The organism is Phaeodactylibacter sp. (assembly GCF_022763345.1).
Classification (GTDB): domain Bacteria; phylum Bacteroidota; class Bacteroidia; order Chitinophagales; family Saprospiraceae; genus Phaeodactylibacter.
The window spans coordinates 1-22,510 of sequence record NZ_JALEGS010000113.1; the positions used below are offsets into that span (position 1 = coordinate 1).

The 22,510-nt window shown below is 50.2% G+C and carries 24 protein-coding genes and 1 pseudogene; 5 read left to right on the forward strand and 20 right to left on the reverse strand.

Going from position 1 to position 22,510, the window contains the following annotated elements; translation table 11 throughout:
- From MRY86_RS26785 to MRY86_RS26835, 11 genes and pseudogenes are all read right to left on the reverse strand, one after another.
- Positions 1–729, reverse strand: a pseudogene (locus tag MRY86_RS26785) (hypothetical protein); the annotation flags it as partial.
- A 246-nt stretch (positions 730–975) separates the two neighbouring features.
- Positions 976–1,347 carry a hypothetical protein gene (locus tag MRY86_RS26790; RefSeq protein WP_293562728.1) on the reverse strand — a complete coding sequence of 124 codons (372 nt, stop codon included), beginning with the start codon at positions 1,345–1,347 and terminating at the stop codon, positions 976–978.
- A 5-nt stretch (positions 1,348–1,352) separates the two neighbouring features.
- Positions 1,353–1,838, reverse strand: coding sequence for an SRPBCC family protein (locus MRY86_RS26795; protein WP_293562726.1), 486 nt, complete (start codon positions 1,836–1,838; stop codon positions 1,353–1,355).
- Positions 1,839–1,903: 65 nt separating this feature from the next.
- Positions 1,904–2,494: a Crp/Fnr family transcriptional regulator gene (locus tag MRY86_RS26800; protein ID WP_293562724.1), complete on the reverse strand. Its 591-nt coding sequence runs from the start codon at positions 2,492–2,494 to the stop codon at positions 1,904–1,906.
- Positions 2,495–2,506: 12 nt separating this feature from the next.
- Positions 2,507–3,139: a Uma2 family endonuclease gene (locus MRY86_RS26805; RefSeq protein ID WP_293562722.1), complete on the reverse strand. Its 633-nt coding sequence runs from the start codon at positions 3,137–3,139 to the stop codon at positions 2,507–2,509.
- 56 nt (positions 3,140–3,195) lie between these two features.
- Positions 3,196–3,684 (reverse strand): methylated-DNA--[protein]-cysteine S-methyltransferase, encoded by a 489-nt coding sequence (locus MRY86_RS26810; protein WP_044217624.1) that lies wholly within the window; start codon positions 3,682–3,684, stop codon positions 3,196–3,198.
- A 45-nt stretch (positions 3,685–3,729) separates the two neighbouring features.
- Complete coding sequence (locus MRY86_RS26815; protein ID WP_293562721.1) at positions 3,730–4,515, reverse strand: class I SAM-dependent methyltransferase; 786 nt, start codon at positions 4,513–4,515, stop codon at positions 3,730–3,732.
- A complete protein-coding gene (locus MRY86_RS26820; RefSeq protein ID WP_293562720.1) occupies positions 4,512–5,648 on the reverse strand; it encodes a sorbosone dehydrogenase family protein in 1,137 nt (378 codons plus the stop codon). Before MRY86_RS26820 ends, MRY86_RS26815 begins: the two co-directional genes overlap by 4 nt.
- 81 nt (positions 5,649–5,729) lie before the next feature.
- Positions 5,730–6,761, reverse strand: a complete 1,032-nt coding sequence (locus MRY86_RS26825) for an OmpA family protein (protein ID WP_293562719.1) — start codon at positions 6,759–6,761, stop codon at positions 5,730–5,732.
- A 180-nt stretch (positions 6,762–6,941) separates the two neighbouring features.
- Positions 6,942–7,286 (reverse strand): hypothetical protein, encoded by a 345-nt coding sequence (locus MRY86_RS26830; protein WP_293562718.1) that lies wholly within the window; start codon positions 7,284–7,286, stop codon positions 6,942–6,944.
- Positions 7,283–7,513 carry a hypothetical protein gene (locus MRY86_RS26835; protein ID WP_293562717.1) on the reverse strand — a complete coding sequence of 77 codons (231 nt, stop codon included), beginning with the start codon at positions 7,511–7,513 and terminating at the stop codon, positions 7,283–7,285. Before MRY86_RS26835 ends, MRY86_RS26830 begins: the two co-directional genes overlap by 4 nt.
- A 92-nt stretch (positions 7,514–7,605) precedes the next feature.
- On the opposite strand from MRY86_RS26835, the gene MRY86_RS26840 reads away from it, so the two are divergent.
- A complete protein-coding gene (locus MRY86_RS26840) occupies positions 7,606–8,238 on the forward strand; it encodes a TetR/AcrR family transcriptional regulator (protein WP_293562716.1) in 633 nt (210 codons plus the stop codon).
- A gap of 72 nt (positions 8,239–8,310) precedes the next feature.
- Here MRY86_RS26840 and MRY86_RS26845 read toward each other — a convergent pair whose 3' ends face one another.
- The gene (locus MRY86_RS26845) at positions 8,311–9,894 is read right to left on the reverse strand and encodes a peptide chain release factor 3 (RefSeq protein WP_293562715.1); all 1,584 of its coding nucleotides are present in this window, start codon (positions 9,892–9,894) and stop codon (positions 8,311–8,313) included.
- A 169-nt stretch (positions 9,895–10,063) separates the two neighbouring features.
- Here MRY86_RS26845 and MRY86_RS26850 point away from each other — a divergent pair, with 169 nt between their 5' ends.
- On the forward strand, positions 10,064–11,938 hold the full coding sequence (locus MRY86_RS26850; protein ID WP_293562714.1) for a sodium:proton antiporter: 1,875 nt from the start codon (positions 10,064–10,066) through the stop codon (positions 11,936–11,938).
- 11 nt (positions 11,939–11,949) lie between these two features.
- Here MRY86_RS26850 and MRY86_RS26855 read toward each other — a convergent pair whose 3' ends face one another.
- A complete protein-coding gene (locus MRY86_RS26855; RefSeq protein ID WP_293562713.1) occupies positions 11,950–12,375 on the reverse strand; it encodes a CBS domain-containing protein in 426 nt (141 codons plus the stop codon).
- Positions 12,376–12,482: 107 nt separating this feature from the next.
- The gene (locus MRY86_RS26860; protein WP_293562712.1) at positions 12,483–13,049 is read right to left on the reverse strand and encodes a glucosaminidase domain-containing protein; all 567 of its coding nucleotides are present in this window, start codon (positions 13,047–13,049) and stop codon (positions 12,483–12,485) included.
- Between the two features lie 129 nt (positions 13,050–13,178).
- Here MRY86_RS26860 and MRY86_RS26865 point away from each other — a divergent pair, with 129 nt between their 5' ends.
- From MRY86_RS26865 to aat, 3 genes are all read left to right on the forward strand, one after another.
- Positions 13,179–14,522, forward strand: a complete 1,344-nt coding sequence (locus MRY86_RS26865; RefSeq protein WP_293562711.1) for an MATE family efflux transporter — start codon at positions 13,179–13,181, stop codon at positions 14,520–14,522.
- Positions 14,523–14,629: 107 nt separating this feature from the next.
- Entirely contained in the window at positions 14,630–16,891 is a 2,262-nt protein-coding gene (locus MRY86_RS26870; protein WP_293562710.1) for an inorganic phosphate transporter, read from the forward strand.
- A gap of 67 nt (positions 16,892–16,958) precedes the next feature.
- Positions 16,959–17,639 carry a leucyl/phenylalanyl-tRNA--protein transferase gene (gene aat, locus MRY86_RS26875; protein WP_293562709.1) on the forward strand — a complete coding sequence of 227 codons (681 nt, stop codon included), beginning with the start codon at positions 16,959–16,961 and terminating at the stop codon, positions 17,637–17,639.
- 69 nt (positions 17,640–17,708) lie between these two features.
- Here the strand turns inward: aat and MRY86_RS26880 are convergent, their stop codons facing one another.
- The 6 genes from MRY86_RS26880 to MRY86_RS27285 form a co-directional block, all read right to left on the reverse strand.
- Positions 17,709–18,641 (reverse strand): Rpn family recombination-promoting nuclease/putative transposase, encoded by a 933-nt coding sequence (locus tag MRY86_RS26880; RefSeq protein ID WP_293562708.1) that lies wholly within the window; start codon positions 18,639–18,641, stop codon positions 17,709–17,711.
- Positions 18,642–18,757: 116 nt separating this feature from the next.
- Positions 18,758–19,501: a transglutaminase-like domain-containing protein gene (locus MRY86_RS26885; protein ID WP_293562707.1), complete on the reverse strand. Its 744-nt coding sequence runs from the start codon at positions 19,499–19,501 to the stop codon at positions 18,758–18,760.
- A gap of 50 nt (positions 19,502–19,551) precedes the next feature.
- On the reverse strand, positions 19,552–20,292 hold the full coding sequence (locus MRY86_RS26890; RefSeq protein ID WP_293562706.1) for an AraC family transcriptional regulator: 741 nt from the start codon (positions 20,290–20,292) through the stop codon (positions 19,552–19,554).
- An 82-nt stretch (positions 20,293–20,374) separates the two neighbouring features.
- A complete protein-coding gene (locus MRY86_RS26895; protein ID WP_293562705.1) occupies positions 20,375–20,791 on the reverse strand; it encodes a hypothetical protein in 417 nt (138 codons plus the stop codon).
- A gap of 162 nt (positions 20,792–20,953) precedes the next feature.
- The gene (locus MRY86_RS26900; RefSeq protein ID WP_293562704.1) at positions 20,954–21,943 is read right to left on the reverse strand and encodes a DUF1080 domain-containing protein; all 990 of its coding nucleotides are present in this window, start codon (positions 21,941–21,943) and stop codon (positions 20,954–20,956) included.
- A 44-nt stretch (positions 21,944–21,987) separates the two neighbouring features.
- Positions 21,988–22,434, reverse strand: a complete 447-nt coding sequence (locus tag MRY86_RS27285) for a hypothetical protein (protein ID WP_363325354.1) — start codon at positions 22,432–22,434, stop codon at positions 21,988–21,990.
- Positions 22,435–22,510 lie beyond the last annotated feature (76 nt).

Below are 22,510 nucleotides of genomic sequence, written 5' to 3' on the forward strand. Positions count from 1 at the left end.
GATGTCCATATCGCCAGGGCCGGTGATGTGCACGCCGCCGCCGTTGCCCGGAGCACTGCCAGTCGTATTGTCGCTAAGGGTGACGTCGACCAGCGTGACAGTTGTGCTTTCGCCGGAGTTGTCTTCGATGCCGCCTCCGGCACGCATGGCTGTATTCCCAGTTATGGTAGAATTAGTTACCGTTAGGGTGCCATCGGACAAATTGAGGATACCACCGCCACTACCAGACATCCCGGATGCGGTGTTGTTGGAAATTTCGGAATCAATAATGGTAATATTGCCTCCTAGATTAGCGATACCGCCGCCACCTTCAGTTGCAGTGGCTCCACTTGCCGTTGAATTCGTAACAACTGTATTGGAAAGGGTTAATTCCGCACTATTGCAAAGAATGGCACCACCCAAACTGGAACTGCTGCCATTCATCAACATCAGGTCCTGAATGACTACGGATACCCCACTCGAAATATTGAAAATTCGGCTAAGGTTATTGGCACTGATCATGGTATTGGCAGAGCCGTTACCGACGATAGTGAGGGGTTTGTCTATGATCACCTCGCTGCCGGCAAGGATAACAGGAATGCCATCCAGCGCCAGGTCAAAGGAGATCGTATCTCCTGGAGATGCAGTGCTAACCGCCAGCCGGAGGGAGCCTGTCACGTTGTCAAGGGCGGTAACGACTGGTATTTTCAATGCTTTTGCCGGTGTAAAACAAGCAAGAAATACCAACATGGTTAAAGATCTAAGTAGCTTTTGGGTCATAATGATTCTGGTTTGTCTTAAAAAATGACTTACAAAATCAGCTACGAAGATTCTTGTCGGGCCGGATTAGATTTTTGTACTTTTTTATTGAGGACGCTCAAACAGAGTGCATCTAAAAAGGTGCTCAATCCATATCCTTTTCAGTTTTTTCTAAACTTCAATTCAGGGCAAACAGAATTAAAAACGTGCAAGATCCAGCTCTTCTTGCATTCGTGGCTATCCCCACCATGTACTCCATGGCATCACCCATGGCAGAACTAATACCCAGATCAAGAAGAAAGCAGCCATACCGGAAGGGTAGTTTTCCCCCGCTCTTATTGCCGGCAGAGCCACCAGTAGCAACCAACTGCCTTTGTAAATCAACTGGATCAGGAACACCGGCGCAAAAGTGACCGGACGGAATAAGCCCAACACTGACAGCACGGCGATACCCAGCCACAGACAGCCTACCAGCCGGATAACATCTGTACCAGGATAAACATTGGAAAAGATAGTGGCTGCAGCTATGCGCGGGGCAAACATGGAGGTCAGGCTTATCCACCCTGCGACGATAATGTTTGCGAGATAAACCAATTTCATTGACAGCATCTGCGTTAGGGATTTTGCTCAGCGATAGCTTTGATGTTTGCGAGTACAGATGGTAGCATGGTTCGGTAGTTTTCTCCAAGTTGCCGACCCCAGAATTTACGCAGCAGCCCGGTGAATTCTACCTCATGCGTAAATACGGTAAGCCCATTTTGTACTTGCAGATACCTGTGTATCAAAAGCTTGCCAAATGGTACGTTGGTCTGGAAGGTGTAGGAGACTCCGGGATTGACTGCTGTGATCATGAATTTGGTTTTCGGCCCTTTATTAGGAATCAATTTACCTTTTGCCCCTACCCCGAAAGGATCCTGTAATTCTGTAGATTGCAAGCCTGTATCCCAGTCCTTCCAATTTGGTACATCTGTCCAAATCTTCCAGATTTCCTCTGGCGGAGCTTCTGTTTTATCGGAGTGGCTAAAATGGAAATTAGTCTGCTGTGCGGATAGGTTCAAAGCGAGTAAAATAGTTGTGAGTAAAAGAAGAAATTTAGTCATATCGTTTGATGTGCTTTTGATAGGACAAATTTCCGGGCAATTATCGGCACTTCACTGCACCTATGTTAAGTTCGGTTTTCTTCCGCAATTTTTCTGCGGATACGGCTTAAAGACTGTGGGGCGATGCCCAGGTAGGAGGCAAGATATTTGAGAGGGACACGCTTCAACAGTGGATCTTTTTCGTGTAGCATGCGCCGATACCGTTGCTCAGCCGTTTCGGTTTGTAGTTCCTGAAGAATAACTTCGGTATAGTACTGCACCTCCTGTATTAACTTTCGAACGAAAGTGCTCCATGAAGGAAGGTTGAGCAGTGCGTTGGTGTCATCAAGTGTGATTTGCCATATCTCGGAAGGTTCCAGAGCTTGGATACTTTCCCTTGCGGGTATCTGCGCTGAAAAACTAACCTGGGAAGTGAAGCAATAAGGCGCTTCGGTAAAGTACTTGGTAACTTCTGCTCCGTCTTTTAGAATATAGTAACGCAGCAATCCGCTTTCAAGGAAGTACAAATAGCGGCATATCTTATCTTCTTCGAGCACTAGCGCGCCTGCGGGGAATTCGATTTTGGAAAACTTAGAGGCGATTGCTGCCCAGTCGGCATCAGAAAGGGGGGTGTACTTTGTTATGTAGTCGCGGAGCTGCGTAGGTTTTGCTGACAAGAGGACAATGATTTATAAATCGACCTTACGGTAAAGATCTTCCAGTGAAAATTGCCCTTCATCCAGCACTGGGCACTTGTCTGTTGCCTGCGTAAAATCCCGCAGCAGCCATCCATCCTGCTCAGGCTCACGGGTGTAGCTTGTCACCCGCATAGACGTGCTGTGAATAAATAAGAGCTGCTGTACAGAAGGCATTTCGCGGTAGTGGTGCAGCTTGGTGGAGAGGTCTTCCTGCTCGGTGGAAGGAGACAGTACTTCGACCAGCAAGACTGGGTTGGTAGTAGCGTTCACCCCGGGCAGCACTTCTTTCTTCTCGGCTTTTCCCCTGACGACGGTACAATCCGCGTTGTAGTAATTTTTGGTTATGCCCTCAGCGTAAAGGGGCAGATTGCTGCCGTAGATGTAATAAGTATCATCTCTGTCCAAAAGGTTACTGATCAACTTGATAATTGCAGCAACGATCAATTCATGATTATCAGAAGCTTGGCCCATAACAGAAATAATTTCGCCACCGTAGTACTCCACGCGGTACTCTGCAGCAGGCAGGAGCTCCAAAAAGTCTTCCCAGCTTGCCGCAATACGCAGCTCTGTGCCGTATTTCAGGCGTTCTTCCAGGGTTGTGGGGATTTGAGTGGTGACCTCCATCGGTTAAAGTTTAAATTTTGTCCGTAGCATAAGTTGGGACCATATTTGTGACGCGCTTAAAACAAGCTTCCCTGACGGGCAAAGCTCAGCGGGTTTTCCAATTCCAGCAACTGCCGTTTCATATCCAACCCATAAAAGTACCCTTGCAGTTCCCCGCTTTTGGCAATGCACCGGTGACAGGGCACGATGATGGCAATAGGGTTGTGCCGGTTGGCCTGCCCTACCGCACGTACGGCTTTTTTATCCCCCAGATTTTCGGCAATCGCCTGATAAGTGGTGGTGTGGCCATAGGGGATTTTCAAAAGTTCATTCCAGACGGCTCTGTGGAAAGGCGGGGCATCTCCAAAGTCAAGCTTGAGGTTAAAGCCATCCCGGTCGCCGCGAAAGTATTCGGCCAGCTGCTGTATGCAGGGTTTGAGGACCGCCGGGATAGGCCCTGTGGGACAAGGCTTGGTCGACACCATCTGCACCAGGCTGATGCCATCTTCACTACCCTCTACGCGAAGGCAGCCAAACGGGGACAGGAAATGAGCGTATTCAGTCACGGCTTGAGGATTATAGCTGTAATTTACCGGTTTTTAACCAATTCTTCAATCTTTATCTGCCCGGAGAGGCTTCACGGCCATCACGCGCAGCCTTTTGTAGTCGGCGTACCAATGCCCGTCCCGAAAAAGGTGGGGGCGGGCTGCTGCCTGTACCTGTGCTCTAATTTCAGCCGCTTTTCCCTCAGGGACTCCTTCAAAGAAAGCGCCAGCAAACATACTCAGCCAGTCTTCCACACCGTGTGCAGAAGACTGCAATTGCGTGGGGCGGTCGTAATGCTGAGCCATTTTCACCTGAAATCCCGCAGCCTCCAGCGCATTGGTGTAGGTGCCGATGCCCGGGAAGAACCAAAGTTGCAATTCACTTTTTGCCCGGTAGCCATGGTTTTGCAATTCGGTGCGGAGCTGCCGGATGATCTGTTCAATATTCCCGGCTCCACCCATTTCCAGCACCAGCCTGCCCCCCGGCTTCAAATGACGGTACATGCACGCAATTGCCGCCTGATAATCCAGTACCCAATGCAAGGTGGCGTTGGAAAAAATTGCATCGAATGGCTCCGTAAATGAAAAATCAGCGGCATCGCCCACCTCAAAGTGCAGTTCCGGAAATGCCCTGCGCGCTTGTTCAACCATCGCCGCTGAGGCATCCAGCCCAACCACCTCACAGCCAGCCTGAGCAATTTCATAAGCCAGGTGCCCGGTACCACAGCCCAAATCCAGGATACGCTCCCTCGGCTTAGGGGCCAGCCATTCGATTAAGCCTTTGCCGTATTCCGCTACAAAGGCATGCTTTTGGTCATAGAATTGGGCGTTCCAGGTCATGCGCTGCTTCATGACTTGGGGTTGTAGTAAATTCGGTAAATGGCATCGGCAAAATCGTCGCTCACCAACATAGAGCCATCGGGCAGCAGCTCAATGTCCACGGGGCGGCCCCAGACATCACCATCATCCAGCCAACCCTCCGCAAAGGGTTTGTAGCTCACCACTTCATTGCCATCGAGCGTTGCAATCATGACGCGGTAACCAATTTTTTCGCTACGGTTCCAGGAGCCATGCTCAGCGACGAAGATTTGGCCTTGATAGGCTTCCGGAAATTGCTTGCTGGTATAAAATTCCAGCCCAAGCGGCGCTACATGCGGACCGAGTTTTGCAGCCGGCGGGGTAAAGTCTGAGCAGGGCGCAGTATCTCCAAATTCGGGGTCTGGCAAATCTCCCTGATGGCAATAGGGGTAGCCAAAATGCAGCCCGTCTTCCGGTGCCCGGTTGAGCTCGCAGTAAGGCTGATCATCGCCTAACCAGTCGCGCCCGTTGTCTGTAAACCAAAGCTCGCCCGTTTTGGGGTGCCAGGTGAAGCCAACGGTATTGCGGATGCCCTCCTGAACGACCTCCATGCCGGTCCCGTCCGGATTAAGGCGGGTGATGGAAGCAAACACGGGTTTTTCGCTTTTGCAGATGTTGCAGGGGGCACCCACCGGCACATAAAGCTTGCCATCCGGCCCAAAGGCGATGTACTTCCAGCCGTGGTGAGTCTCGGTAGGATAACGATCGTAGACCACTTCGGGCTCACCGGGATTCTCCAGCCGGCTTTCGATGTCCGGAAAACGCAGAATACGACTGACCTCCGACACGTACAGATCACCATCCCGAAACGCCACCCCATTGGGCATTTTGAGCCCGGCAGCCAGAACGTACTGTTGATTAGGGCGGCCATCACCGTTGGTGTCTTTTAGAGCATAGACTTTACCCTCGCCTCTTGTCCCCACGAATAGCGTACCATCCGGAGAGAGGTCCATGGAGCGGGCATTTTTCACGCCTTCGGCATACACTTCTATTTCAAAACCTTCCGGCAACTGGATTTTATCCACGGGCAATTTGGAGGATTTGAACAGCCTGGGGCCGGGTGGATTGATCTTCCCGCAGCTGAAGGCGAGCAGGGGGATAAGGACAAAAATGGGTAGTAATCGCATGAGCTTTTTTAGGGGAAACAGATTTCCAGCGCCCAGAGTTGGGAAGCACCCTGCTGTTTGTACGCTGCCGCCGCCCTGCTGTTACCGGACTTCAATCTCCACCCGCCGGTTCGCCGCTTGCTGCCCTTCAGATACGGCACGGGGATAGCGCATTTCCCAGTTACCATGGGCTTTCCAGGAAAGTCGGGCGGCGTCAATACCATGGCTTGTTAAAAATTCATAAATACGCTTTGCCCGGTCTTCAGAGAGCTTGAAACTAGCGGAGGATGGGCTTATCGGGGGAGCATTGGGGACATTGACATGCCCGTGGATGATGATCTCCAGGTCGGCATTGAGCTCCATAAACCGCAGCAGCCGGTCGAGTTCCGGTAATGATTTCCGGAGGAGCACCGCCTGATCACCTACAAAGTGCAACCGTTTGACCGGAAGTTTAGCACCGGCATCAGCCGGGGGCAGCGGTAGCGTGGCCTCTACATCCGCTGCGGAGGAGTCTGGTGCCAGTACTTTTGTATCAAAGAAGAAGCCCTTTGCGAAGGCATCAAGGCGCACGGGCTGCAGGGCAGGTATCAGTGTGGTGAACTGCCCGGTGGTATCGGTTTTCAGGTAATCCCTCCAGTTGTCTGTGGAGAGGAGGACTGTGGCGGGCACACCTATGCTGTCTGTCTGACTGCTGATTTGCCCCGTGAGTGTACGCATGGGCACGGTTGAGTACACCTGCACCTCCACCCGCCGGTTTTGCTGCCGCCCCTCCGGTGTATCATTATTGGCTACGGGTGCCGCCTCGCCTTTGCCTACCTGCTGAAGCGTGCTGTCCGGGATGCCCGCTGCGGTAAGAAAGTCTGACACGGCTTGGGCACGCCTTTTCGAAAGGGCGAGATTAGCCCCGGAGCCCCCTACGGCATCTGTATGTGCGGTCAGGCGGATATCTAAGCCCGGTAAATCCACGATATCAATGGCTAGTTGTTGCAGACGGACGCGGGCGTTAGCGGACAGGCTATCCGCACCAAAATCGAAGTAAACAGGAAGATCGCAGTACTGGGTGCGATGATTGGTTTGTGCGGTTCCGGTAACCGTCAATAAGCAGAGGAGGAAGGGGAGCAGGAGACGTGTCATGTTTTTAATGGCATAATGCACTGCTGAGCAAATGGTTACATTGTCATGTCCTTTAGCTCTTAAAGTGCTTGGGGCCCCTATCAAGGAGCGATGATCAATGTCGCGGTTACAGGGTTCTCCCGTGTTATCTATTTCAAACAGTGAGTCCCGACTTTTCAACGACAACAGGCACACTTAACGTCAGACTTGAGCATGTGGCCTGCTACTACCATAAACCAACGCCCCCGCCCCGTAAGCTGGCACATCCCACCAATCGGCAGTAAAGGCCGGATTCCAAAGCGGAAAGCCACACTCGAACAAAAAAACGAACAGCAAAGCCACCACGGCAATCTCCCAGGGAATTAGTGGCCTCCAGCCATAGCGCCGTGTACGCTCCCAGTCGAGCAGGCCTAGCACGATGGGCATGGAAAGAAAAGGATCAAGGTAGGCGTGAAAAAAAGGCAGGTGGATACTTAAGCCCTTTTGCAGCAGCTGATGCAGCACAAAAAGGAGCAGACTGACCCCAAAAACCTGCCGCCTGCTCATAGCGCCGCCATAAAGGCAAAGATTAGCCCAATGACGAGGAATGGCGAAAGCGCAATCATGACGATAATGAGCAAAACCCGCAGTACAACCTTTCCCGCCAGCAGCAAGAGGGAATCGTTTTCCTGAAGCTTCAACTTTTCGTCGATAGACCGGTAACTGTCCTTCATTTGGTTGAGGGACTTGTCCATCATTTTTTCTTCGTTCTGCGGATCAGGTGCTTGCTCCATTTGAAATTTATTTTAGAACAAATGTACTAATTAATTAAATTTAGAACAACTGTACCAGGATTTTCGTTCTCAGGAATATTAGTTTTGTGCACATGAAAACCAAAGATCGCATACTGAAGACCGCCCTCCGGCAATTCAATGAACTTGGCACCGATCAGGCAACGGTACGAAGTATTGCGGAAGAGGTGGGCATCAGCCACGGCAACCTTTGTTACCATTACAAAAATACGGATGAGCTCATTGAGGCGCTTTACTTGCAACTGGTGGCGGAGATTTCGCCCTTTGCGGAAAGCGCATTCCGGCCGGACATCGATCTTCAGGAAGTGTGGGAACAGTCCTGGCTGACCTTTCAGCTGATGTACCGTTACCGCTTCCTGCTACTGGACTTTGCGCGCATCATCCGCCGGATCGACAGCATGCGGCAGAACTTCCGGCAGCTGATGGTTGTACGCCGTCAGCAGTTTCATCATGGGCTACAACAGCTCATTCAGCGGGGGTGGATGGAACCCGAGCCCCTGCCCGGACAGTACGATCATTTGGTTACCCAATTTCTCATTGTAGGCAACCACTGGATTACAGAGTCCACTATACAGTTTGAACAGGAAGGGGAGGAAGTTGTGCGGTATTACCACCGGGCGATGATGGCCTTGCTGTTTCCCTACCTGAGCGAGAAAGGAAAGCAGAGGCACAAGGAGCTGGCTCCGGATGGGAAATCCGGTTTATAACCTTGAACATACCCCTGCAAAATCTCTGCGCAACAGCCCCTCCGCTCTGGCAAGCGCGTAAAGTTGCCCGGTCTAAAACTCGCTCTTAAAGTGGAATTGCACCTTCGGATGATTCTCCTGCGCCATTTGCAGGGACCAGGCAGATTCTGCCAGGTAGACCAGCTGCCCGTGCTTATCGCGGGCGAGGTCGCGCTTACGCCGCTGAATGAATTCCTTCATGGCCTTTTCATCATCACAGGTGATCCAGCAGGCTTTGTGTAGGTTGACCGGCTCGTAGCTGCACTTGGCACCGTACTCATGTTCCAGGCGGTACTGAATAACTTCAAATTGCAGGGCACCCACCGTGCCAATGATTTTCCGGTTATTGTCCTCTTTGGTAAAAAGCTGCGCCACGCCCTCGTCCATTAGTTGTACCAGCCCTTTATCGAGCTGCTTGTACTTGAGCGGATCGGCGTTATTGACAAAGCGGAACTGCTCCGGGGAGAAGCTCGGAATGCCTTTGAAGTGCAGCACTTCGCCTTCGGTGAGCGTATCGCCAATCTTAAAGTTGCCGCTATCGTAGAGACCCACCACATCACCGGGGTAGGCTTCCTCCAGGATGGTCTTTTTGGCTGCCATGAAGCTTGTGGGGTTGGGAAACTTCATCTTGCGGTTTTGCCGCACGTGCAGGTAGTTGGTATTGCGCTCGAAGCGGCCGGAGCAAACCCGCAGGAAAGCAATACGGTCCCGGTGGTTGGGGTCCATATTGGCGTGGATCTTAAATACAAAACCGGCAAATTTATCTTCGGTGGGTTTGACTTCCCGTTCTTCGGTGACCCGCCCCAGGGGTGGAGGTGCCACTTCCACAAAGCAATCGAGGAGCTCGCGTACGCCAAAGTTGTTGATGGCTGAGCCAAAAAACACCGGTGAGAGCTCACCCTTCAGGTAGGCCTCCCGGTCGAATTTGGGATAAACCGACTCAACCATATGAACTTCCTCCCGCAACTCATCTGCTGCTGCCTCGCCCACTAGCTCATCAAGCTGACGATCCGCCAGGTCATTGATTTCTATTCGATCTTCCTCATCTTCCTGCTTGCCGTGGGGGCGGAACAGCACCAGCTTCTGCTCGTACATGCTGTACACGCCTTTGAAGCGCTGCCCCATGCCGATTGGCCAGCTCAGCGGGCGTACGGTCAGCCCCAGTTTTTGCTCCAGCTCGTCGAGGAGGTCGAAGCCATCGAGGCCCTCGCGGTCCAGCTTATTGATGAAAACGATGATCGGTGTATTGCGCATGCGGCATACATTGACCAGCTTTTCGGTCTGTGCTTCCACACCCTTTGCTACGTCGATCACCACAATCACGCTGTCCACCGCCGTAAGCGTGCGGTAGGTATCCTCCTGGAAATCCTGGTGGCCAGGGGTGTCGAGGATGTTGATTTTGAGGTTCCGGTACTCAAATGCCATGACGGAGGTTGCTACCGAGATACCCCGCTGCCGCTCAATCTCCATGAAATCAGAAGTCGCGCTGCGCTTAATTTTATTTGACTTAACGGCACCGGCTACCTGAATGGCACCGCCAAAGAGCAGCAACTTTTCCGTAAGGGTGGTTTTTCCGGCATCCGGGTGGCTGATGATACCAAAAGTGCGGCGCCGGTTGAGTTCTTTGTTGAAAGACATATAGACTGCGTGAATTTTCGAAGCGCAAAGGTAGTTATTTTTCTGCCGAAACCACGGAAGTTCAGGTATTTAGCAGCCATCATCGCAAAGACTTGCAAACCAAGGCCGGGTGTAGTGGGTTAATTGTAAAGCTAAACTGTTTTTACAACCCACTAACTGGACAACGCCCATGCTCGAACTCGCTGGCATCATCGTTTTAGGCATCTTCGCCCAATGGCTGGCCTGGCGCACCAAAGTGCCGGCTATCCTGCCTTTGATCCTGATTGGGCTGATTGTCGGGCCGATTTCCACTTTTTTTACCCATGATGGTGAGAAACTGCTGGAACCGCTCCTGGTCGAAAGCGAGAAAGGGACGACCGGGATTTTCCCCGGCAAATACCTGTTCTCTTTCGTGTCTCTGGCCATTGGCGTTATCCTTTTTGAAGGCGGGCTCACACTGAAACGGAAGGAAATCGCCGGCGTGGGCCCGGCTATCCTGAAAATGATAACCGTTGGGTCGCTCATTACTTTTATCGGCGCTGGTCTCTTTGCGCACTATATCATGGAGCTCAACTGGGCGGTTTCCTTCCTGTTTGGTGCGCTTATCATTGTGACCGGGCCGACTGTAATTGCGCCGATCCTGCAAAATATTCCACTCAACCGCAACGTCAGCACAGTACTGAAGTGGGAGGGCATTCTGATTGACCCTATCGGTGCGCTTGTAGCGGTACTGGTCTTTGAATTTATCCGCTCAGCCGAGGGCGGCGTGGAATTCACTTCCCATGCGCTGATTTCCTTTTTCCAAATTCTCCTCATTGGGCTGGCTATGGGCGCGGTAGCGGGCTATGCCCTTTATCAGTTCATCATTCGGGACCTGATCCCGCACTATCTCCTCAATGTCTTCACCCTGGCAATGGTACTGCTCATCTTCGTATTCTCTGATGTGCTGGCCCATGAGTCCGGGCTTCTATCCGTGGTGGTCATGGGCATGGTGCTGGGCAATATGGACGTGCCCTGGCTCAAGGAGATATTGTCGTTTAAGGAATCGCTGAGTGTGCTGCTAATCTCCATTTTGTTTATCATACTGGCCGCACTGATCAACGTTGATGACATCCAAATCATCATCAGCGACTGGCGCGCCCTCGGGCTTTTCCTTTCCATCACGCTAATCCTGCGGCCCATAGGCGTATTCCTGAGTACGCGCCGCTCTGATCTGAACTTTCGGGAAAAACTGTTCATTTCCTGGGTAGGCCCACGGGGTATTGTTGCGGCGGGTATCGCTTCCCTTTTTGGGCTGACGCTGACGTCAGAAAACCCACCGGTGGAAGACGCTGAGTTTTTAGTACCTCTGGTGTTTATGATTGTGCTGGGCACCGTGCTCATTAATGCCACCACGGCCCGCTTCATCGCCAAAGTACTTAAAGTCACACTCGACAGCTCGGAGGGTATTCTCATTGTGGGCGCTAATGGGGCCAGCCGTATCATCGGGCAGTACCTACAGGGCCGCAACCGGCACGTAGTGCTCATTGACAATAACGAGAGCAATGTAAAAAAGGCCAAAGATGAAAACTTAGAAGCATACAATGTCAATATCTACACCGATGACCTGTCCGATCAGTTTGAGCTGCTGGACATGGGCTACATGATTTCTATGACGAGCAGTGCGGACATCAACACCTATGCCGTGCGCAAATACCAGAAAATTTTTGGTGAGAATGGCGCTTTCCGCCTGTTGACGCCCGATGAGCTCAAGCGCGGCCGGGAGGAATTGCCACAGCAGGGCATTTTCTCCTATACCGATGACTTCCTCAATCTAAATGAGATTGCCCGGGACTTCCCGACTGTCCATGAACTGGAGGTGAATGCTAAAGAGGATATTGAGCGAATACTTGACCGTACTGCCGTTAATACGCATACCGCACCGCTGTTTTTGCTTTCACCAGACGGCAACCTTGAACCCATTCCCCACAGTCTTGACGATTACGAATGTGAGGAAGGGGTTAAGATTGTCTATCTGGGGCGCAAGTTGGAAAAACCTTCCATTCAGGAGGTCATGGGCGAATAAAATCAGGATTGCTATCCGGCTTTGTTGACGAGGTCAAGGATATCATGTGTTGTGACGATGCCACAAATGCTATTCTTATCATCGAGCACCGGCAAGGCTTGGTAGCGATTCTCTGCGAGTAAGCGCACGGCTTCCCTGATCGGGTCACTATCGCGAAGGGTTTCCACTTCTTCCTTCATGATTTCCATGGCTTTGAAGGCCCGCAGCTTGGCCGTTTCCCGGAAGCGGTCTGTCTCATGGGAAGTATAGCCCCGCAGCAGGTACAGGAAGTCCGACTTGCCTACGATGCCGACCACCTTGCGCTTCTCATCGAGCACTGGGATATGGTGGATGCGGTTTTCCTTGAATAAGGTATCAATTTCGGTAGCAGGGCTGTCCGGCGCGACGGTCTTAAGCTCGGTGGACATTATAGTAGAAATGGGCGCATTGAGGTCCATGGTGTTGCTGGTTTTAGTTTTGGAAAAAATCAAAAATAGGGCTTTTGGGTATTAGCCCTAAATTCCGGTCGTTAATAAATAGAAAAAATTACGTTTCCCAAACGTTGTCAGGGTAATTTGGTAAGCTGGTAGCGCCAGATAATACCCCGTAGCTTATGCGCATATTCAGGATCAGTGGCGTACCCTCCGTTTTGTATGGCATCCGTCCAGCCTGTGTAATCGTTTGCTTCCAGGGTTTTGAGGATGGCGTAGCGCTCGCTCTGCATCAGAAAGTCACCAAAATCCTCGTAACTCCGGCGGATGAGCGGGTACTTTCTGAAGCAATCGTTCTGCGTCACCATCTGCTGCCCGTTGTACTCCTGAGTAGGTTTGCAGTATTCCAGTCCGCGCCATTCCGGTTTTGACTTGATGCCGAAGTGGTTATTGGCGTTTTTTGCCAGCTCACTTCTGCCCCAGTCGCTCTCGAGGCCAGCTACGGCATAAATAATGGCCTTCGGGATGCCCGTTTCCTGGCGCAGGGCTTCAGCCAGGAAATCGTGTTTTTGGATGTAAGCGCGTACTTTCCAGGGCCGCTCGACCGCCCCTGCCTGATTGCGCTCCGAAATAAAGCTGCACGCCAAAATAAGGCCCAGGGCGAAGGTACTGTATCGGATAAGTTGTTGAAGGCGTTTCATGCTTTGAATGCTTTTGCTGCGGGCCCCGCCCGCCGGGCACAAAAAAGATCGGTCTCAAATATACCAATGTCATCAAAAACCGGCAACAAGTCTGACAATACTGTACCTTTGCCGCGCAATTTTTCAAGCATGTGGCAAGAAGTCAAACCTACTTTAAAGCTGGGCTGGCCCATCATACTGGGCAATATGACGCAGATTGCGCTGGGTATCATCGACAGTGCAATGGTGGGAGCGATCCACAGTTCGCAACTGGCTGCCGCTGCTTTTGTCAATAACCTCATTACCCTGCCCCTGGTTCTGGCGATTGGGCTGACCACTGCCATTTCGCCTTTGGTGGCTTCCGCAATGGGAGAGAATGAGCCCGACAAGCCCCTGCGGATCCTCTTCAACGGTGGGCTGATTGTCACCATCATGTCGTTGTTGTTTGCTATCGGCATCCACTTTGGAGTAGATATGGTTTACTACTTTGGGCAGGATGAAATCGTGGCTGACCTCTCTCGTCCATACCTGGTCTGGATGGGCTGGGGTATGGTACCTATGGCTATTTTTATGGCGATGAAGCAGTTTGCCGATGGGCTGGGGCGCACCCGTGTGCCCATGTATCTGGCCCTGCTTGCCATCCCCGTAAATGTGCTGGTCAACTATGCTTTCATTTTTGGAGAGTGGGGCGCACCACGTATGGAGCTGGAAGGGGCGGGTGTGGGCACGATGGCTTCCCGGGTGGTCACCATGATTGCCCTGTTTTGGTTGATTGCTTATAGCAAAGGCTTTGCGCCCTACCGGCAACATTTGGCAGATCAGCTACAAATACGCCGGGAGCGTTTCCAAGATGTTTTCCGCATAGGTATCCCCGCCAGTTTGCAGTATGGTATGGAGTCTGCCGCCTTCGCCGTTTCCGGAATTATGGCTGGATGGCTGGGCTATATTCAGCAGGCTGCCCATCAGATTGCCATTAGCGTTGCTTCCTTTACCTTCATGGTGTCAGTTGGTATTAGTGCAGCAGGGAGCATCCGGGTAGGCTACGCATATGGCCGTCAGGATTGGCTGCATGCCCGCAGTGTTGGACAGTCTACCTTTGTGATTGCGGCTGCCTACGGGCTGTTTTGCGCCATTGTATTTGTACTGACCCGGCATGAGCTGCCTCTTTTATTTAATGATGAGCCTAAGGTCATTACCTTCGCCGCTACCTTACTGTTCCTGACCGCCGTCTTCCAGATTTCCGATTCCGTGCAGGCAATAGGAGTCGGCCTGCTGCGGGGTATACAAGATGTGAAAGTGCCCACTTTTTTTGTTTTCCTGGCTTATTGGGCCATTGGCATCCCCTCGGGCTACTGGCTGGCTTTTGTGCAGGATTTAGATATCGCGGGGATTTGGATCGGGCTGGTGCTTGGGCTGAGTGCAAGTGCTGTCTTGCTCACCTTGCGTTTTTTAAGGCTGACTAAACGGCAAACAGGTCCAGGCGCAAAAACTTAACACTGGCTTTACCTTTAATTAATAACTCAGGGGTAGCTTTCACGAGCTGAAAACAGAGCTATTGTGATTCAAAAACGACTCTAATTCGGGGCTCCCCAACTACTGCTATGCCTGAGCTGTACCTTTTTATAGTTATCCTGCTGTTTGTACTGGCTATCTCTGACCTCATTGTAGGCGTCAGTAATGATGCAGTCAACTTTCTGAACTCTGCCATCGGTTCTCGAGTGGCTTCCCGCAATGTGATTATGATTGTGGCAAGCCTGGGCATTTTTGTGGGCGCTACCTTTTCAAGTGGCATGATGGAAGTGGCCCGCAAAGGCATCTTCAATCCGCAGTTTTTCTTTTTTACGGAGATTATGGTGATTTTTCTGGCCGTCATGCTCACAGATATTATCCTGCTTGACTTTTTCAATACCTTTGGGATGCCGACTTCGACTACGGTGTCCATCGTTTTTGAACTGCTGGGGGCCGCTGTTGCGGTATCCGTACTCAAAATACTGGCCGCTGGTGATGGCATGGATACGCTGGGGCAGTATATCAATACTTCGAGTGCCATCGCAATTATTTCAGGGATCTTTTTATCGGTGGGCATCGCCTTTGCTATCGGGGCAATATTACAATACCTAAGCCGGCTGCTGTTCACTTTTGAGTACAAAAAGCGTATTCCCTGGGTGGGGGCCCTGTGGGGTGGTACGGCGCTGACCATTCTAACCTTTTTCCTGATTTTCAAGGGCGCTAAAGGGGCGAGCTTTATTTCGGATGAGGTGCTGGGCTGGATCAAGGCGAACACCGCACTACTTGTTGGGGTATCTCTGATATTTTGGGTCATCGTGATGCAAGTTTTGATTGTGCTGAAAGTCAATATTCTGCGCCTCATTGTCCTGTTCGGTACCTTTTCTTTGGCGATGGCTTTTGCAGGGAATGACCTGGTCAATTTCATCGGTGTGCCCATTGCCGGATTTGAGTCTTATATGGCCTGGTCTGGCTCCGGTGAGGAAGCCGGGCAGTACAGCATGGAAGTGCTGCAGCGACCGGTACGTACCCGCACCTACATGCTGTTGCTCGCCGGCTTGATTATGATACTCACGCTGTGGCTGTCTAAAAAGTCCCGATCGGTGACGGAGACGGAAGTCAACCTTGGGCGGCAGAGCGAAGGCTCAGAACGCTTTTCCCCCAATATGCTGGCGCGGGGCATCGTGCGGTACAGCCGCTTTATGGGTGCAGGGTTTCAGCGAATCATCCCAAACCGCCTATTGCACAAGACCAATAATCGGTTTGAGCCCGTGAAGCCATCCGACACAGTGGAAGACCAAGCCGCCTTCGATCTGGTGCGTGCCGCCGTCAACCTCACCGTAGCTAGTATGTTGATCTCCTTTGCCACTTCTCTGAAGTTGCCGCTTTCCACGACCTATGTCTCCTTTATGGTGGCGATGGGTACCTCCCTGGCAGACCGCGCCTGGGGGCGGGAGAGTGCCGTATACAGGGTAGCAGGTGTGCTGAATGTGATTGGCGGATGGTTCGGTACTGCTATTATTGCCTTTAGTGTATCGGCGATATTTGCCTGGCTGATTTTTCAGTTTGGGGTATGGGCAATTGGCGGGCTTGTCATTGCTGCTGTGTTCTTCATCAGCCGTACTTTCCTGATCCATCAGCGCAAGGAGCGCCGGAAGGAAGCCCGGGAAGCGGCCACCGGGCGCAAAAAATTGCCAGCTCAGGAGCTGCAAGCCGAAACAGCAACCTATATTGCCGGCACTTTGGATCAGGTACGCACGCTTTTCCGCCAATCCGTAGAGGGACTGGTAGCGGAGGACCTCAGCCTGCTCGGTGATGTGTTATCCCAAATGCAGGCGCTGGAAGAACGGCACGAAGACTTAAAGTACCGACTAGTCAGCAGTATTCAAAAAGTGGAGGAAGACGATACGGAAATCAGTCGGCTGTACCTGCTGGTTTATGACCTTGAGCAGGATCTTCTTCAGTCTGTACGACTGGTAACAGACGCTTGCAGAGACTATGTCCGCAACAGCCTTGTCCCCTTTTCTGAGGCGCAGCAGGAGCAGCTGCTGGAACTGGCCCGAACGGTAGAGCGCTTTCTGGAACAGGTTGCCCGCACTCTACAAACCGGGCACCCGGATGACGCTGTTCGGGTTTTGCAGGAAAAACCTGGCCTCCTGCAACGCATTGAAGAACTGCTCAACGATCAGGTTCGTGGGCTGCGGCAGCGCATCTATGGCAATCGGAATACAATGCTTTTTTTCAGCCTACAGCTGGAAACCAAAGATATCATAGCAGTAGCTGCCCGCTTTGTGAAACTCTACCGTAGACATCAAGAGGCAGAGGGGAACGAAAAGCCGCTTTTGTTTAACGGGTAGCGTCAACAAAACACCTTGTTGAATTGTGTATTTTGGGCGATTATTTCATTTTAATGCCCGATATCGCATGCCTGTTTTCTGGCTTGACCCTGAGCATATTGTTTTTCCCGATCCGGTCTATGCTAACCCCGATGGTTTACTGGCAGCCGGTGGCGACTTGTCCGAAGAGCGCCTGCTGCTGGCTTACCGCAACGGCATTTTTCCATGGTATGCCCCCGGCGACCCGATCTTGTGGTGGTGCCCTGACCCGCGCTGTGTGCTTTTCCCTGAAGACCTGAAAGTTTCCAAAAGCATGCGTCCTTATTTCAATCGGCGCAAATTCGAAGTAACCTACGATCAGTGCTTTACGGAAGTCATGCGGGCCTGCGCCCAACAGCCTCGCGACGGGCAGGCAGGTACGTGGATTACCCGGGAAATGGTGGAAGGTTATACGCGTTTGCACGAGGCAGGCTATGCGCATTCGGTAGAGGTTTGGAAAGATAAGGAGCTGGTAGGCGGTCTATACGGTATTGCAATTGGCAAGGTCTTCTTTGGGGAGTCTATGTTTGCCAGAGCCTCCAATGCTTCTAAGTTTGGCTTCATCTCCCTCGTCCGCCGGCTGGAAGCGCAGGGCTTTACCCTAATTGACTGTCAGCAGGAGACCGGCCACCTGCTTAGCCTGGGGGCGACAACTATTTCCCGACCTGAATTTTTGCATACCCTGCACGCAAACGATGCATACCCGGATGGTGAGGGGAAATGGGGATAGGGGCGTTTTTTCAATCTAATCGGAAGGTTTTCTGTTGTAAAGGCTATCTCTTCCATTCCAATAAACACTTCAGGCGCTTGTACCTTCGTCTGCCTCATAAGCCGCTATAATGGATGCTACTTCTTCTGCAGTCAGACCTGCTATCTCAGCAATATCGACCACAGGAAGCCCTTTTTCATGAGCCCGGATTACTACGGTATGGGCCTTACGCTCGACACCTTGCTCAATGCCCTGCTCAATGCCCTGCTCAATACCTTGCTCCAGTACTTCCTTTAAAATAGCTTCTTCCAGTCCCATAGGTTCTCGTGATTTGGTAATCTTGCGTACTTCATTTTCAAATTTAAGCTTATTCTCTGAATTTTGAAAGGACACATACATATTGATGAAGTTGTACAACTGCCGGATTTTCGCTTTATCCAGCCCCTGAGATAACAAGTGGCGCATCAACTCCAGTTTGCTGACCATCAGTTGATTATCATCTTTCAACCTAGGATTTAATGCCCGGTAAGCGGTTTCCAGGGCTAACCCAAATGGATTTCCCGAAGCCCTTAAATCCTCTGGGGTTTTGTCTGCCAATATGAACGATTGAAAACGATAAGTAAGTTCCGTCCCCAGAAAACTAGTCTGATAGGCAGTGGCATGATAAGCCCGGTTGGTATCTGTGTAAAGGGCTATAGCCGTAACTGGCTTATTGTAGCGATCCAAAATTCTGTAATAATACTGGAACATCCGGAAAGCAAAGCCTGCATCCGGATAACCCTGCACCTCCACATGTACTAAAAACCAATGCTCCTCACCATCGTTCAGCCAGACTTTAAAGAGTTTATCCGCATGCCGTCGCCTGGTATCCGCCTCGGGCATGATTTGTTCAAGGTCCTTATCCAAAAATACTACGCCCCGCCTGAGATCTATCTGATCCATATACGTCGGGAAGAAGAAATACAGAAAGTCTTCTACCAATTCCTCAATGAGGGCTTTCCAGAGTGTGTCGCGCCGTACCATAATTGCAAAATATAGAAACCCTCAGATTAAACCAAATGATTTGAAAATTTTTATTTCAATTTCTGATGTATTGGATTGTGGGTGTAATTAGTAAGATGCCAGCAATTTATACGCCCTTACAAAATGGAGCGCCCCCTTCTTCGTATACGCTGCACGTTTTTGTTCATCAGGTGTCGTACATAGTACTTGTACACCCATCCTTTGACAAGGCTTAATTTCTGCTGATGCTGACTATAAAATTCGTCAGGTGTATCAAATAACCCAAAATCCTGATTGATACCCTTCTCCTGAATGTAGGTATCCCTCATCGCCCATTCTACTTCCGGTTTTTGGAAGGTATCGGTATATGCTCCGTATCCGCAAAATGTCGTTTTACAATCTGGGAACATTCTTTGCAAAGTGCTCAGGTATGGCTCGTCCAAGATTATCCCTTCCAGATTGAGCCAAACCCCATTCACATACACTTCGACCCAACTGTGCAGGATGTTTTCAGGCGCAAGTTTGTACCAAATCCCGTTGATTGCCCCTTTTTGAAGAGCTTTATGAATCGTAAAGCCATGCAATCTATTGGGCACACCAACTGCCCTCAAGAGTGCCATGAAAAGATTAGCCTTGGTATTGCATTGACCATATCCATCTTCAAGCACCGCTGAAGCAGAAAGGCTATCGCTTACGTTGTAGCCAAACGCTATTTCATCTTTGACAAAGTTATAAATGTGCTTTACCTTCTCGGACGCCTCCGAATTCCCCCACCCTCGTTCCTTAATCAGGGATTGTATGATTGTTGCGTCAAAATCAAGGATATCCGTTCGTTTCAGATAATTCTCCCAGGTCACTGATTTTACAGGTTGTTGTTCCATGTACTGAGTCGTTATTGGTTCATGAAACAAAGATCGGGTGAGCGTGCTCCTTAAACTTGAACAAACTGGCTAATCTTTAAAAACGCACGCGGACTGAAACCAAAATGCTCTTTAAATACTCTGCTAAGGTGAGCACTGTCGGCAAACCCGTTCTGATGAGCGATCTCGGTAAAACTCTTTTTACCAAATTGAGTCAGCCCTTTGACAAGTTTGTTCCATAGCTGCGCTCTCCTGTAGGTAATCCCCGTCTGCGCTTTAAAAAGGTGGAGAAACCGGCTTGAGGACAAGTGAACATGAGCAGCAACCTCATCAAGAGGTACCACCCGTTCAAAATGGTTGGACAAATAAGCAAGAGCCTGATTCACTCTTTCGTCTCCTTGGTGAATAGCTGTACTGCAAAAACAATCGTACGCTTCGATAATGGCGTTCAACTGAGGAGCAAGCTGAGGTTGCCAACTTTTATCGGATAATAGGTTTTTTAAATCCGATGCTGGTGTACAACTGACTTCCTGAATTTCTCCTTCGCACAAATGGCTCCAAAAGTGCCCAATGGCGGAAGCCGGATTGATCAAAAGCAGAAATTGAGGGGTATCAGAAAGGATTTGATGCGCCACGTTTGACTTTATCAATACTGGCTGTTCAGACTCGATAGTGGTTTCGGATGCTTTAATGATCACGTGGCTTTCAAGCGGGATACTCAGCTGTATGGCATAGTGCTTGTGCTTCTGATTGTTGTCAAAACCACCTGTGAACCAACCATAGTCTCTGTTGATGCAGATTTGATGCTTCATATTCAGCGGAGAATTTTGCAAATGGCTTGGGGTAATATGCGAATTTTTTCACATTTGATTTGCAAATAACAAGCGCTCATTGCTACCCTCCCTGTTTAACGGTCAACTTATCTTCTTCCAAATCCATTACCTCCATTTCAAATATCGAACTATCCTTCAAAGTCTTAACCTGAATGATTCCCGTGCAAGCATTATAGTCCCATTTACCTTCTTCCATATAGTGAGCATCCAGTGGATGTAAGACTAAATACTCACAACTCCCCTCGTCTTTTAAAACAAAAACGGACCTAAATCTGGATAGCGGAATTTCCTGATCCTGATCATTACAAGGCCTGAAAATCAGAATGTCATTTGAAATGTCTTCCTCATAAGAGTGCCACCAACACCCCATTAAAGATTGGATCGGTTCGTTTCCACAGCCCTCCTCCGTTTTACAGGAATAAAAGATGATACTTATGGCAACCAAGATTAGCATTCTACCGATAACCCATTGATTCATTGTCCTTTTTTTCCTTTACAGACGGATATAGGCATGAAATAGTTGGGGACCTGGGCAGTTTACCTGGAAATTTTGTTGAGGCTATGTGTGAAGCTCTCGGCATTGCAAGCCTGCTCCAAACATAGCCTCAGCAGATATGAGGACAGCCTAAGTTTAGAAAGATCAGTTCACCGCAGGCGTCACTACAAACTTTCGGAAATCTATAGGCCCATGGTCGCCCTGAATCATGATTGGTCCGGGCTCACCTTCGTTGCTGTCCAGTGAGCCACCGGTGATTCCGGGAATGGGCCGGTTCGAGATGACTTCAATGCCATTGAGCACTACCGTAACGTGCCTTCCCACCAGGGTGATTTCGTAGGTCTGCCACTCTCCTGGCTCTTTCGCCGCGTTAACTGTTGGCGCAATAAACCCGTACACGCCACCGATACTGACATCATCTGCTCTTCCCTTGGAGTCCTCGATCTGTATCTCATGACGGCCACGCAGGTAAATGCCGCTGTTGCTGCCTTCGGGGTAGCGGAACTCTATACTGAGCTTGAAGTCATCAAATTTCTGAGTGGAGATCAGGTTGCCGCCTTTTTTGGCATTCATCATGATCCCATCAATCATTTTGAACTGATTGTTCTCCGGGATGATCCAGCGGTCCATATTCTCGGTGAGCAAATTGATGGGCGTGCCCCATACGGGTGGCTCCTCCCTTGCCAGGCTTGGTGCGCGCACACCGGTAAATTTGAGCTTATTGCCATCGAGCATTTTATAGCCAGACAGCTTATCGTCCTTCAGGCTGAACTCAAAGTAAATATCATCAATGTCCATCCACTGTGGCGGAATGGTAAAGTGGTACTTGTCTTTTGCTTCGTCGTAGTGGATTTCGGCAATGGGCCGGGCGCTGCCTTCGTACCCCACGTAGTACCCTACGAGCGTAGAGAAGCCCGACAGCTTCACCTGTAGCCATCCTGGAAAGCCTTCGGACGACATCAGCCCGTGCCTGAAAATCCCGAGGTTTTTCAGCTGCTCTTCCTCCATCGTGATGGTAAGGTCCCATTTTCCAATCAGTTCCGAATCACTCTCCACGCGTTGTGCGAACAGGGTGGAAAAACCGGCCACTGTACAAACTGCCAGAAGCAAAGCTCTTTTTAAATCTTTCATCATTATTCTTTTGGTTATTAGACTGAATGTTTTAGCCATTCTCAATTTTAAAGAATTCTCAATTTATTCCGTGCAGGCTGCTCTATAAATCTATACGTCGCCGAAGCGATTGCGATTACGATTGCCCAAAAAATAAATGCACCTACCCAGTTTTGCACAAAATTAACCTCTTTAGAAGGAACGGGCACCTCTCCTTTTAGGAGTAAAACAACAAACAGGGTCAAAATCAGTGGCATATGAACCATGTATACTGAGTAAGAAATATCCCCAAGATACGTGAATACCCTGCTGTTAAGCAAACTCCCCAAAAATCCTTTTACGTAAGCCATATGCAAAATTAGAAGGGAAAAAACAGGTATGGCAAATGGATCAGGCAGCAGGTCTCTGTGCCACAAGAATAAGAGCCCGCCCCAAAGTACAATGAACCAATAGCCAAATTTTAATACTGACGCCCACAATTGGTTTTTATAGCCTTTGTAGACTTGCGTAAAAATAAGACAGTTTAAAAATTCACTAACTTTAAGCTGTTATGAAGAAATCAAAGTTTACAGAGAGCCAAATAATCAAGGC